11 protein-coding genes are annotated in these 13,191 nt (G+C 69.4%); 3 read left to right on the forward strand and 8 right to left on the reverse strand.

The window, feature by feature from the left end; translation table 11 throughout:
• The first annotated feature begins 79 nt into the window (after positions 1–79).
• Positions 80–1,693: a DUF4185 domain-containing protein gene (locus tag K8V11_RS12935; RefSeq protein WP_303915053.1), complete on the forward strand. Its 1,614-nt coding sequence runs from the start codon at positions 80–82 to the stop codon at positions 1,691–1,693.
• Between the two features lie 52 nt (positions 1,694–1,745).
• Here K8V11_RS12935 and coaE read toward each other — a convergent pair whose 3' ends face one another.
• Together coaE and rpsA are read right to left on the reverse strand one after the other, a co-directional pair.
• Positions 1,746–2,720, reverse strand: coding sequence for a dephospho-CoA kinase (coaE, locus tag K8V11_RS12940; RefSeq protein WP_303915055.1), 975 nt, complete (start codon positions 2,718–2,720; stop codon positions 1,746–1,748).
• A gap of 154 nt (positions 2,721–2,874) precedes the next feature.
• Positions 2,875–4,356: a 30S ribosomal protein S1 gene (rpsA, locus tag K8V11_RS12945; protein ID WP_303915058.1), complete on the reverse strand. Its 1,482-nt coding sequence runs from the start codon at positions 4,354–4,356 to the stop codon at positions 2,875–2,877.
• A gap of 145 nt (positions 4,357–4,501) precedes the next feature.
• Here rpsA and K8V11_RS12950 point away from each other — a divergent pair, with 145 nt between their 5' ends.
• Positions 4,502–5,332: a class I SAM-dependent methyltransferase gene (locus K8V11_RS12950; RefSeq protein ID WP_303915061.1), complete on the forward strand. Its 831-nt coding sequence runs from the start codon at positions 4,502–4,504 to the stop codon at positions 5,330–5,332.
• Between the two features lie 4 nt (positions 5,333–5,336).
• On the opposite strand, the gene K8V11_RS12955 is transcribed toward K8V11_RS12950, so the two are convergent.
• The 5 genes from K8V11_RS12955 to K8V11_RS12975 form a co-directional block, all read right to left on the reverse strand.
• Positions 5,337–6,332, reverse strand: coding sequence for a UDP-glucuronic acid decarboxylase family protein (locus K8V11_RS12955; RefSeq protein ID WP_303915063.1), 996 nt, complete (start codon positions 6,330–6,332; stop codon positions 5,337–5,339).
• 9 nt (positions 6,333–6,341) lie between these two features.
• The gene (locus tag K8V11_RS12960; protein WP_303915065.1) at positions 6,342–7,385 is read right to left on the reverse strand and encodes a DUF3068 domain-containing protein; all 1,044 of its coding nucleotides are present in this window, start codon (positions 7,383–7,385) and stop codon (positions 6,342–6,344) included.
• A gap of 77 nt (positions 7,386–7,462) precedes the next feature.
• On the reverse strand, positions 7,463–8,104 hold the full coding sequence (locus tag K8V11_RS12965) for an HAD-IIIA family hydrolase (protein ID WP_303915068.1): 642 nt from the start codon (positions 8,102–8,104) through the stop codon (positions 7,463–7,465).
• Positions 8,062–8,670, reverse strand: coding sequence for an SIS domain-containing protein (locus K8V11_RS12970; protein ID WP_303915070.1), 609 nt, complete (start codon positions 8,668–8,670; stop codon positions 8,062–8,064). Before K8V11_RS12970 ends, K8V11_RS12965 begins: the two co-directional genes overlap by 43 nt.
• Positions 8,667–9,710 carry a GHMP kinase gene (locus K8V11_RS12975; protein ID WP_303915073.1) on the reverse strand — a complete coding sequence of 348 codons (1,044 nt, stop codon included), beginning with the start codon at positions 9,708–9,710 and terminating at the stop codon, positions 8,667–8,669. Before K8V11_RS12975 ends, K8V11_RS12970 begins: the two co-directional genes overlap by 4 nt.
• Positions 9,711–9,751: 41 nt before the next feature.
• On the opposite strand from K8V11_RS12975, the gene K8V11_RS12980 reads away from it, so the two are divergent.
• Positions 9,752–10,969: an acyltransferase gene (locus tag K8V11_RS12980; RefSeq protein WP_303915075.1), complete on the forward strand. Its 1,218-nt coding sequence runs from the start codon at positions 9,752–9,754 to the stop codon at positions 10,967–10,969.
• Here K8V11_RS12980 and K8V11_RS12985 read toward each other — a convergent pair.
• The coding region (locus K8V11_RS12985; protein WP_303915078.1) for a discoidin domain-containing protein at positions 10,851–13,191 on the reverse strand (2,341 nt) is incomplete at its 5' end. The two genes, K8V11_RS12980 and K8V11_RS12985, sit on opposite strands and share 119 nt — an antisense overlap.

Raw genomic sequence — 13,191 nt, forward strand, 5'->3', positions numbered from 1 at the left:
AATTCATTCAAAACTGGATGAATGATGGGGCACGCCGACTTATTATTTTGTCTACCCATCTTCCTCTAAGGAGACTGCCGTGTCCCGCTATACCCGCGCGCTTTCAGGCCTGTGCATGGCCGCCGCGCTCGTCATCGCTCCGACGATCCCAGCCATCCCGATATCGGCACCCGACGCCTCGGCCGGGCCGTGCAGCGAGATGTTCGGAAACTTCGGTTCCCTCCTCAATGCCCAAACCGAGGCAGGGATGATGGCAGGTTCCGCCGAGTTGGAGGGCGCCTTGGGGTCCGCAGGCTCCTCGACCGCGTCATTGGGGTCGTTGTTCAATCCGTTGGGCTCTCTTGCACTGACCCGCGATAGCGAAATCATTCGACAGTTGGAAACCGGAAGCGTCGGCAACTCCGTATCGGGCAGCCTCGATGCCGGCCTGGGTTCGGTACTGGGCTTCCCACAGTGGACCACGGGCGAACAAGGCACCGTCCCTGTACTAAATGGCCCGACTCGCATCAAGCAGCTTCTCACCGGTCCGACTAGCCCTTTGGACACTCCTGCCAAATATGGAATCGGCGGCACTGATCTCGGGCTGATGTGGGACAACGGCGACCAGGCGAACCATCAAGTTCTCATGGCGTTCGGCGACACCATGGGCGATTGCGACATACCGGGTAATCAATGGCGCGGAAATGTCATGTTCCGCACCTCCGATCCCGATCTTTCCGACGGATTGTCCGTCGACTCGGTACTCACCGATGAAGACGGATTGGCGAAGGAAATGGTTCCGCGCACAGGCGCGCCCGGCGAGGTCACCATTATTCCCACAGCGGGGATCTCCGTCGACGGCGTCCAATATCTGCGCTTCATGTCTGTTCACCACTGGGGCGTCCCCAGCACGTGGGATACCAATTATTCAGGTCTGGCATATTCAACGGACAACGGCGAAACGTGGACGGTCGACAGCTCTCTCGCACGCCCGATTACCGATCATGTCAGCGCCGGGGAGTCCGCACCGGCCAAGGACGACTCCTGGTTCAACGCGCAGATGAGCTCATTCGTCGATGGCCGGGACGGGTACATCTACGAATATCTCACCCCGTCGGGTCGATCCGGCAGCGCACGCCTTGCTCGGGTCGCCAAGAAAGATATCCGCAATGCCGGCGCCTACCGCTACTGGGACGGCTCATCGTGGACTGTGGACATCGACAGGGCAAAGGCCGTGCTTCCGAGCCCGGTAAGCGAGCTCTCGGTGCAATGGCACCCAGGACTTCAGCGCTACGTTTCGATGTATTCCTCCGGTACGCGCTCCGTGATCATCAGGACGGCGCCGAGTCCAGAGGGACCGTGGAGCAGGGCGACGACGCTTATCGACTATTCGGTCCTCCCCGGAGCATACGGCGGATTTATCCATCCGTGGTCCACGGGGAATGATCTCTACTTCGTGGTCACCACATGGGATTCCTACAACGTGTTTCTGGCGCATACCGATTTGTCGAAGATCAACCTTCCGGGTGTGCAACAGCGCAACGTGCCCGATTCCACAGCTGTCGGCGAGGGCCCCGTCAACACCGTCAGTCCAAGTGACGCGACGAACACGGACGCCCCGGCAATCGAGCTCGAGGAAACCGGAACCACGGTCGAACGCACCGTCACCGTCGAGGAGGTCGTCGACAACGGTGGAATAGTCCCCGAAGAGTAGCGGCGCAGTGGCGTGGCGGCGTCAGCTTCGGCTGACCGCCGCCACGCCTCGCTTAGCTTTCTCGATCCGCGCAGGCGGCGGCGACGGTCATGTCGCTTTGATCGTTGGACGCGATTCTCAAAGCGACGGGTCGTTCGGGATCGACCCAGCGGAGCTTTCCGTCTCCGGCGTCATCGGCGATATATCCCGCCTCTTGAAGGCGCGTGCGAAGCGTCTCGACGACGTCGACAGAATTGGGGCGAAGATCTATCTCGATGAGATCGACCGCAGGCTGTTGCTTCGCGGTCGGGCCGACATGGGAGATGGATTCGCACAGGTCTCCCGCGCGGTGCCGAATTCGTGCGATTTCGCGCCTGCCCTCATCAGCCCACTCCGGGCGGACGTCCACCACGGCATCGCTGGGAAACACCGGGTGGCGATGCTCCAGATTGTTGGCCATGACCACCAGACGCCGGTCCCAGACCTTTCGGACCTGTTCCAGGAGCGCCGACTCCGAACCCGAATTGTCGAACAAGATATCGGCGGACGCGTGCCGTTGCTCGTCCGTCGCCTGCTTGGCAATCCTTCCCCGCGCGTCCGCCTCCGTGAGCCCGCGGAGCTCGACGAGACGCTGCAGTCTGAGTTCCTCGGGTGTGTCCACAACGAGGACGAGGTGGTACCCGGGTTCCATGCCTCCCTCGATGAGTAGCGGTACGTCGTGGACGACAATGGCGTCCTGCGGTGCTTGGGCGAAGCGTTCGATGGTTCGCTCGCCGATGAGCGGATGGGTGATCGAGTTGAGTGCGGCCGTGCGCTCCTGGCTGGCGAAGGCCCGCTCCGCCAAGGCTGCGCGATCAAGTGCCCCGTCGGCGTCGATAATCTCCTCGCCGAATTCGGCTGCGAGCATGTCGAGGCCCGGGGTTCCCGGAGCGACGACCTCGCGCGCGATCTTATCCGCGTCGATCACTTCGGCGCCGAGCCGAGCGAGTTCCGCGGACACGGTCGACTTGCCCGCGCCGATTCCTCCGGTCAATCCAAGTATCAACACGTGCTTCAGCTTAGAAGATTGTTTGTGCCCGCGGGAGGGGCGCAGAGCGAAATCCCGCGGATAAGGCACAAATACGACGATTCCCGGGTTCGTTATGAACCCGGGAATCGCCGGTCGCGCTAGCGCATGTCAGTGCATGCGGTGGGCACGTATCTTAGTTGTTTCCGCCTGCGAGCTTCTCACGCAGAGCAGCGAGCTGCTCGTTGGCGAGGGTGCCGCCGGCCTCGGCGGACTCGGCTGCCGGAGCAGCCGCCTGCTCGGAAGCAGGAGCGTCGGACGAGTAGTTCGACGGGGCTGCCTCGGCCTGCTCTTCGGCAGCGGCGCGGCCCTTCTCGATCTGCACGGTGTGCAGCTTGTGGCGACGCTCCGCCTCGGCGTAGCGCTGCTCCCACTCTTCACGCTGCTTCTCGAAGCCCTCGAGCCATTCGTTGGTCTCGGGATCGAAGCCCTCGGGGAAGATGTAGTTGCCGGCCTCGTCGTAGCTGTCGGCCATGCCGTACTTGGACGGGTCGAACTCTTCGGTGTAGTCCTCGTCGGCCTGCTTGAGCGACAGCGAGATACGACGACGATCGAGATCGATATCGATGACCTTGACCATTGCGTCGTCGCCAACGCCGACGACCTGGTCCGGAACCTCGACGTGGCGCTCGGCCAGCTCCGAGATGTGGACGAGACCCTCGATGCCCTCTTCGACGCGAACGAACGCACCGAACGGAACGAGCTTGGTGACCTTGCCCGGCACGATCTGGCCGATCGCGTGGGTGCGGGCGAAGTGGCGCCACGGGTCTTCCTGGGTCGCCTTGAGGGACAGCGAAACACGCTCGCGGTCCAGCTCGACGGAGAGAACCTCGACGGTGACTTCCTGACCGACCTCGACAACCTCGGACGGGTGGTCGATGTGCTTCCAGGACAGCTCGGAGACGTGAACGAGACCGTCGACACCGCCGAGGTCCACGAACGCACCGAAGTTGACGATCGAGGAGACGACGCCCTTGCGGACCTGGCCCTTCTGCAGCTGGTGCAAGAACTCGGAACGGACCTCGGACTGCGTCTGCTCGAGCCATGCACGGCGCGACAGGACCACGTTGTTGCGGTTCTTGTCGAGCTCGATGATCTTGGCCTCGATCTCCTTGCCGACGTAGGGCTGGAGGTCGCGGACGCGGCGCATCTCCACGAGGGAGGCGGGGAGGAAGCCACGCAGGCCGATGTCGAGGATGAGGCCGCCCTTGACGACCTCGATGACGGTGCCGGTGACGACGCCGTCCTCCTCCTTGATCTTCTCGATGGTGCCCCAGGCGCGCTCGTACTGGGCGCGCTTCTTGGACAGGATGAGTCGGCCTTCCTTGTCCTCCTTCTGGAGGACGAGGGCCTCGACCTCGTCGCCGACGGCGACGATCTCCGAGGGGTCGACGTCGTGCTTGATGGACAGCTCTCGCGAGGGGATGACACCCTCGGTCTTGTAGCCGATGTCGAGAAGCACCTCGTCGCGGTCGACCTTGACGATGTGGCCCTCGACGATGTCGCCGTCGTTGAAGTCCTTGATCGTGGCGTCGATCGCGGCGAGAAGATCTTCCTCAGAGCCGATGTCGTTGACGGCGATCTGAGGGGCGGTCGTGTCGACCGTGCTGGCAGTCATGTAGTAGGAACTCCGATTGTGGACAGGTGATCGTTCGGGACGGGTGCTGCTGCACCCGCGTGCCCGGGTGGGCACAAAAGTGCTGTCCCATCCTAGAGCCCCGCGGCGAGGGGGGCAAAACACACCCTGCGCTACGGTCCGGGACATGACCGATGCTTCCGAGGAGGACGTCAGCCTGCTGCCGCGCCGCGAGAGCAGCCAGGCGGAGACCGTGGCGGCCAACCGCTCCTGGTGGGACCGCGAGGCCGCGGACTACGCCGACGAGCACGGGCACTTCCTAGGGGACGCCGACCTCGTGTGGGGCCCCGAGGGGTGGACCGAGGAGGAGCTGCGAGTGCTCGGCGAGCCGGGCGATCTCGCCGGCACGGACGTCCTCGAGTTCGGCGGCGGGGGTGCGCAGGGCGGCCGGTGGTGCGCCGCGGCCGGCGCGCGCGTCGTCTCGAGCGACCTGTCCGCGGGGATGCTGCGCACCGCCCGCCGCATCGACGCCCGCTCTCCGGGACCGGCGCCGGCCCTCCTCCAGGCGGAGGCGACCCGCCTCCCCTTCGCCGACGACGCCTTCGACATCGCCTTCTCCGCCTACGGGGCCACCCCCTTCGTCGCCGACAGCGCCGGTCTCATGGTCGAGCTCGCCCGGGTGCTGCGCCCCGGCGGACGGCTCGCCTTCTCCACCTCGCATCCCTTCCGGTGGGGCTTCCCCGATCTGCCGGGCGAGGAGGGCCTCACGGCCACCGGCTCGTACTTCGACGAGACGCCCTACGTCGAGGGCGCCGGCGGGCGGGCCACCTATGTCGAGCACCACCGGACAATGGGCCACCGGATCGCCGAGATCATCGACGCCGGCCTCGTCCTGGAGGAGCTCCACGAGCCGGAGTGGCCCGCGGACAACGAGGAGACATGGGGCGGCTGGTCGCCCCTGCGCGGCTCGCGGTTCCCCGGGACGGCGATCTTCGTCGCCACCCTCCCCCGGCGGTGACCGGTCAGCTACCGGTGAGGATGTGGGCGGTCTCCCGGGCGCCGAGCGGCGGCTCCGGGAAGTGCGCGGTCTCGGTCTCGGTGCGGAACCAGTCGATCGTCCGCAGCAGGGCGGTCTCGATGTCGACCTCGGGCGCCCACCCCAGGAGCTCCTGGGCCAGGGTCGTGTCCGGCTGACGAACCGTCGGGTCGTCGACAGGGCGGGGGATGAAGTTCACCGTCGACGAGGACCCGGTCAGCTCGATCACCCACTCGGCGAGGGCGAGCATCGAGATCTCGTGCGGGTTGCCGATGTTGACCGGTCCCGCGTGCTCGCTGTCCGCGAGGGCGAGGATCCCGGCGACGAGGTCGTCGACGAAGCAGATCGAGCGGGTCTGCGAGCCGTCACCGGCGACGGTCACCGGCTCCCCCGCCAGCGACTGCCGGATGAAGTTGGGGATCGCGCGACCGTCGTTGGGCCGCATCCGCGGACCGAAGGTGTTGAAGATCCGCACGATCCCCGTGCTGATGCCGTGCGTGCTCCGGTGGGCCAACGTCATCGCCTCGGCGAAGCGCTTGGCCTCGTCGTAGACGCCGCGCGGGCCGACGGGGTTGACGTTGCCCCAGTAGGTCTCGGGCTGGGGGTGGACCTCGGGGTCCCCGTAGACCTCGGACGTCGAGGCCAGCACGAAGCGCGCCCGCTTGCCCCGGGCCAGGGACAGGGCGCGCATCGTGCCGATGGAGCCGACCTCGAGGGTCTCGATGGGCAGCTGGAGGTAGTCCACCGGGCTCGCCGGCGAGGCGAAGTGGAGGACGAGGTCGACCGCACCCTCCACCGTGACATCGCGGGTGACGTCGACGTCGCGCAGCTCGAAGCGCGGGGAGTCGGCGAGGTGCGCGACATTCGCCGGGTCACCGGTAACGAAGTTGTCCAGCGCCACGACCTCGTCCCCGCGGGCGACGAGCCGCTCGCAGAGATGGGAGCCGAGGAAGCCGGCGCCACCGGTGACCACTACCCGCATCGACGAACCTCAGCGACCGTGGATGTCGCCCCGACGGGCGGTCGTCTCGTCCGGCTGCGAGGTCCCGAAGACCGGGTCCTCGTGGTGGTCCGCGTAGGCCGGCTGCTCCTCCAGGCGGCTCCGGCGACCGATGAGCACCGAGAGGAGGATGCCGGTGAGGAGAAGGAGGACACCGAGGACGGTGAAGACGAGGGGCAGCGTGGTGTGCACCAGGCTGAGGAGGGCCGACTTGGACTTGTAGTCCTCGACGTTCTTGTCGACGGTCTCCTTGGTGAAGCGCGACTCGGTCTCGAGCGCGTTGAGCGTCTTGCCGTTGTGGCGGAACTCCTGCTTCTGCTCCTCCACCCGGTCGAGGACGACGCCGGTCACCGGGTCGACCCAGAAGGTGCGCTTGTTGGAGTAATAGCGGTCCGCCTCGACGGCCGGGGAGGTGGGCGACCCACCGAAGAGGGATCCGGGAAGCTCACGCGAGGAGTACTTCGTCAGCGGGACCTCCATCGTGTACTTGTAGGCGGTCATGCCCTGGAGGTCCTCCTCACCCTCGAAGGTCACCGGGAAGGACTTGCCGACGGTGCTGTCCCACCACTTGTAGGTGTCGACCTTCTGGGCGTCGAAGGGGAACTTCACGAGGAGACCGTCCCGCTTGACCTCCTCACCGCCCTTGGACTCGCCGCAGCAGTTCACCGCGAGACCGGTGTGGCGGTCGAAGACGAGGACCTCGGTCGTGGCATCCATCGGCCAGTTGTCGCCGTTGTTGTCGCTCACCTGGCCGCTGTTCCAGACCGCGACGTCCTGGCCGGCCTCCTCGGAGGCGGCCTCGGCGGCCTCCGGGTCACCGATGATGCGGGCGGTCGTCGTCAGCTCACCGGATCCGGGGCGGACGTTGTCGGCGTCGAAGAACGTCGCGTCCGGGTCCTGCACGGTCTGCGTCGTGTTCTGGTCGTTCGGGACCACGGCCAGCTTCGGGTAGGCATAGAACCGGAAGAGCAGCCCCATGGTGAGAATGAACGCCCCGACGAACATGACGATCGCCGGCAACAGGTACTTGCGCACGTGTAGACCCTCCTTGGCCCTGATTTAACTTACCGGACAGTAGCACCTCGAGGGCGGCCGCACGGTCCGACGTCAGCCTAAGGGACGTGGCCTTCGCCACGTCGCTCATCGAGCGGCCAGTCACGACCGGCGCGGCGGCCCAGGAGGGCCTCGATCCCGGCGCCGATCCGGGTGACCTCGTCGACCCTCAACGTCCGCATCCCGAGACCTCGGGCCGGCTCGATGTCCGAGGGCATGTCGCCGACGAGGAGGCAGCGGTCGACGCGAGCCCACGGCGCACGGGACAGGGCCTCCCGAAAGAGCCCGTCGCGCGGCTTGCGGCACGAGCACTCCCCCTCGTCGTGCGGGCAGACCGCGATCGCGTCGAGGTGGGCACCGGCCGCGGTGAGCTCGTCGACCAGACGCGCGTGCACGACCTCGAGGTCGGCGCGCCCCATGAGCCCCCGGGCGATCCCCCGCTGGTTGGTCACGAGGACGGTCCGGCAGCCGGCACGGGTCAGCGCGGCCACGGCCTCGGCCGCACCGGGGAGGAGGACGAGGTCCTCCGGCCGGGTGACGTAGCCGTCGACGACGCGCTCGTTGAGCGTCCCGTCGCGGTCGAGGAGGACGAGGTCGAAGGGGGCGTCCGCCGTACCCGGCTCGAGCGCCTCCGGCCCGAACCACCAGGGGCGCGGGGTCAGCTCGGCTCCTGCACCGCGTGGTCCACGGCCTCGCACCACGCGTGGGCCCAGAGCATGTGGACCTCCTGGATGCGGGGGGTCTCCTCCGAGGGGACGACGAGGAGGTGGTCGGCGAGATCCCCCTGACCGGCCCCCTTCGCGCCCGTCATGAGGATGGTGGTCACGCCGCGGCGACGGGCCTCCCCCAGAGCCGCGACGATGTTGGGGCTCGTGCCGGAGGTCGACATCGCGAGGAGGACGTCACCGGGGCGGCCGAAGGCCTGGACCCCACGGAGGAAGACCTGGTCGAAGCCGTAGTCGTTGCCGATCGCCGTGAGCGACGAGTGCGACTCGGCGAGGCTGATGGCAGGAAGGGGGTGCCGGTCCTGCACGCACTTGCCGAGGAACTCCGCGGCGACGTGGCTGGAGATGGCAGCGGATCCGCCGTTGCCGGCGACGAGCAGCGTCCCGCCGGCGCGCAGCGCCTCGAGGACCACCCGTCCCGCCGCGTCCACGGACGAGCGCAGCCGCGGCTCACCCACCTGCTGCGCGAGCCGCACCCACGCGGCGATGCCCGCGTCGAGCTGCTGGGTCACGAGGGCGAGATCCGCCTCGGTCGTCGTCATTGCTGGCCCTTCCAGGTCGTCACGCCGTGCTTGGTGAAGGTGAACTCTGAGACGGTGAGCCCGAGGTCGAGGAGAGCGTCCGCGACGACGTGGCGACGCTCGAACTCGCAGATGAAGATCATGTGCCCACCGCCGCCGGCACCGGTGACCTTGCCCCCCAGCGCGCCCGAGCGCAGGGCGAGGTCGACCGCCTCGGAGATGAGCGGTGTCGTGATCCTCGAGGACATTCGCTGCTTCTCCCGCCACGCCTCGCCGAGGAGGGAGCCGATCTCGTCGACCTGCCCGCGGAGGAGGGCCACGCGCATCGCGTCGGCGAGGTCCCGCTGGGCCCGCAGGCCGGCGACGGCGTCCTCGTTGCCCGTCTCGTACCGGGAGACCTGGTCCTCGATGATGTGGTCGCTGACGCGGGTCCGACCGGTGTAGGCGAGGAGCATGTTGTGCTCGAGCTCGTGGACGGTGTCCGGCCGCACCCGCAGCGGGTTGACGACGACCTCGCCGTCCTGACGGAACTCCATGAAGTTGAAGCCGCCGAAGGCCGCCGCGTACTGGTCCTGGTAGCCGCCGGGGATCCCGAGGTCCTCACGCTCGAGCCGGTAGGCGATCTCGGCGATGGCGTGCGGTCCGAGGTCGAGGCCGCAGTGCCGGGCGACGAGGTCGATGACCGCGACCATGACCGCGCTGGAGCTCCCGAGCCCCGAGCCCGGCGGGGCGTTCGTGTGGAGGAAGAGGTCGAAGCCGTCCGAGGGGAGGGCACCCTCGAGCTGCATGATCCGGGCGATGGCCGCCTTGGGCAGGTCGAGCTCGCCGTCGAGGACGAGGGGTGCCCCGATGTCATAGCCGATCGACGTGCCGTAGTCGTGGGACTCGACGGTGATGTGCCCGTCGAGGCGCGGCCTCAGGGTGGCGTAGGCATAGCTGCCGATCGTGGCGCTGAGGACCGCCCCACCCTCACGCTCGGGGAAGGGAGCGACATCCGTTCCACCGCCGGCGAAGCTCACCCGCAGGGGTGCGCGCGCACGCAGGACGGGACGCAAGGTCATGGATCTCCCTCTCATGGAGCACAATCGTCTGTGATTACCGAATGGTAGGTGACGACATCAGCACGGACGTGCGACCCCGGTCACGCCTCCTCGGCCTCGATCTCCTCAGGGCCGTCGCGGCGTGGCTCGTGCTGCTCTCCCACGTGGCCTTCTGGACCGGCGCGAGCGCCGAGGGGGTCATGGGCGGGCTGGCCGCCCGAGGCGAGCTCGGCGTCGCCGTCTTCTTCGCCCTCTCCGCCTTCCTCCTCTCCACCCCCTTCGTCCGACGGGCCCTCGGGGACCCGGTGCCGTGGTCCGCGCGCACCTACCTCCTGCGCCGGGCGGCGCGAATCATGCCCGCTTACCTCCTCGCCCTCCTCGGCGTCGTCGTCGCCGCGGCCGTCCTCGGTGGGGCCGCCGCGGACGCCCTCGACATCCCGACGGTCCTCGTCCACCTCGTCATCGGCCAGGGCTGGACGGGTGAGACCTTCCAGTCCTTCACCCAGTCGTGGAGCCTGACGACCGAGGTCACCTTCTACCTCCTCCTCCCGCTCGTCGCCGCGGCCCTCGCTCCCCTGGCGAAGCGAGCCACTCCCCGGGCCTCGGCGCGGCACCTCCTCGTCATCCTGCTCTGCATCGGTGTCGTCGGGCTCGCCGTGCAGGCCGGTGCCGCGCTGCTGCCCGGTGGCTGGTGGGCGGGCATGGTCGCCACCTCCGCGCCCGGTCACGCGGCGTGGTTCGCGCTGGGTGCCGCGGTCGCTGTCGTCGTCGAGGCCGAGCGCGCCGGCGTCGCGGTGTCCGAAGGACCCCTTCTCGAGGTCCTCAGGACGAGCCCCGGCACCCTCCTCGCCCTCGCCGGCGTCCTGTGGCTCCTGGCCTCGACGTCGATCGCGGGGCCGCGCGGCCTCGAGCTGCCGACGGCCGATGAGGCGCTCGCCGCAGAGGTCCTCTACGGACTCGTGGCCGTCTGCCTGCTCCTCGCCGGCACGAGCCGCGGGCTGACCGAGGCCCTCACCGACTCACCGGCCGCCGGCCTCCTCCGCTGGCTCGGTGACATCTCCTACGCCGTCTTCCTCTGGCACGTCCTCGTGCTCCAGGTGGCCTTCGCGGTGCTCGACCTCGGGCTCTTCGCGGCGCCCTTCGGCCTGACCCTCCTCCTCGTCACGGTGACGAGCGTGGGTCTGGCGCACCTGTCGTGGACCCTGGTGGAGCGTCCGGTGCTCGCTCTGGCACACCGACGCCCGCACGCACCAGAGCCGCAGCCAGCACCCCGAGGGTGAGCGCTCCCAGCCCCTGGGAGACCCAGGCCCCCGCCGACTGACGCTCGGCGACCCCGAGCACCGACAGGGCGACGCCCGCCCCGGCGAGGACGACGACCACGGCCGGGGCCCGCAGTCGCACGGGGACGAGCGCGCCGACGGCGCCCAGGAGCAGCCCGAGGGGGCCGGCGACGACGATGCCGACGACAGCCGCGAGCAGGACCCCCATGACGAAGGGGGCTCGCCCGCCACGTGGCACGGGGGCCGGCTCCACTACCACGGCCTCGGCCTCGTCCTCCACCGCCCCCGCGCGGCGATGCAGCACGAGCTCCAGGAGGAGCCAGAGGAGGAGCAGGGCCACCGCGGCGGCGCCCAGGCCGAGGGCCGTCCGGTGGTCGTCGTTGGGGGTGAACTCCACGCGGACGGTCTCGGCGTCGCCCTCGGGCAGGTCGAATCCCTGCCGCCAACCGTCGACCGTCACGGGCGCCAGCTCGTCGCCGTCCTCGTCGACGGCCCGCCAGCCCTCGTTGGCGCCCTGCGTCAGGGCGAGCACCGAGTCCCCTCCCGCGCCGACGTCGATGCGCCACGACCCGGCGTGCTCGCGGGTGCTCGAGACCGAGCGCGGGGACCCGACCTCGGGGGCGGTCCAGTCCGTGGGGACGAGGGCCACGCGCTCCGGGACGAGGCCCGGGACGGCGGCGGCGGTGATGTCACCGTCCCCGGCGGGCAGGTCGCCGCAGGCCGTCGCCGGCAGCGTCTCGCCGGCGAGGAGCCGGGAGCGCTCCGCGGTGAGCGCCAGCCCGATGCTGCCGCTGCTCCGGCCGACCGACCCGGCTGCCGTGCAGTCGAGGTCCACCTCGTCGCCTTGTCCGTCGACGCCGGGCAGGCTCACCTCGGGCGCCGACCATGCGGCTCGCCCCGGGGGCCGGGTGAAGGTCAGGTCGAGGCTGCGGGTGCGTTGGGGCGGGATGGTCAGCTCCGTGCCGGCCGGGAGGACATAGCGGTCGGAGTCGGTCTCGACGGTGACCGAGCCCGCCGACCGGGAGAGCCGGATCGTCTCGACCCGCTGCGTCCTCCCCAGGTCGAGGGAGAGGGTGGGCTCGGCCGCCCCGGTCGCCGGTGTCCACCGGGTCGCGGGGTCGCCGTCGATGGCGGCGACCGGCCAGTCGGTGAGGTCGGCCGAGCCCGCGGCATCATCCGGTGGGGTGCTGCCCTGCAGGCTCCACGGCGCAGCGAGGAGGTCCTGGCCGGCGTCCCCGGGACGGACCCGGACCGCCGCCTGCACCCGGCTCTCGGGCAGGTCCCCGACACGGCGCACGAGGTTCGCCGGGTCCTCGCCCGCGGCGACCTCGGCCGCGGCTCGGGGGTCCCGGGTCAGCAGGACCGGCCCCTCGCCCGCGGTGATCTCCAGCCCCGTGCCGAGCTGGGGCCCACCCTCGAGCTCGACCTCCCGGACGCCGACCGGGGGCGCGTCGCCCGCGCTTCCCCGCGTCGTGAGGTCGATCGTCAGCGACCGGCGCTCCGTGCCGTCGAGCGGGACCCGCCACGTCCACGACCCCTGCGGCTTGCTGCCCTCGCGGTCGCCGACCGAGACCGACGTGATCTCCCCCAGGTCGCCGCCCCAGGCCTCGTGGACGAGGACGGCGTCGGGCTGCGCCCCCTTCGGCAGGGTCAGGGTGACCTGCTGGCGCGCCTCACCGTCCCCGCTCACCCAGGCCGTCTCGGAGTCACCGTCGACGAGGGCCGGCTCTCCCTGCCCGGCACCGCGCCAGAAGGGAGCGAAGGGGTCCGCCGCGCTCGAGCTCGTCGCCAGTCCGGTGAGGCCCCGGTAGAACCGGGTCGTCTCCCCGACGACCTCGCGCGTGCCTGCGGGGGCCAGCGCCCGGGTCCCCATCGTGCCCGGTCGCGGGTCCGACGCCGGCAGCGTCGGGCTGCTGCCCCGCGTCGGCGGACGGCCGGAGTTCAGGGCCTGCCACCGGAGGGTGTCCGTCGTGACATCGGCCTCCTGCCGCTCGCCGGTGAGCCGCATGCCGGCACCGGGCTGGAGCAGTCCGGCGGCGGTGAGGGCGAACCAGCCCTCCGGGGCGCCGTCCGTGGCGACCATCGCGTCCTCGGGGACGGCCGCAGCGGGAGCGGCAGCACCCTCCACCCGCCACAGGCTGATCTCCTCCTGCCCCTCCCCCTGGGACCAGATCTCCTCGAACCCCGGGGAGGCAGCCACCGTGGCCGAGGCACGACGGGAG

It is taken from the genome of Dietzia timorensis (assembly GCF_020742175.1).
In the GTDB taxonomy this organism is placed as follows: Bacteria; Actinomycetota; Actinomycetes; order Mycobacteriales; family Mycobacteriaceae; genus Dietzia; species Dietzia timorensis_A.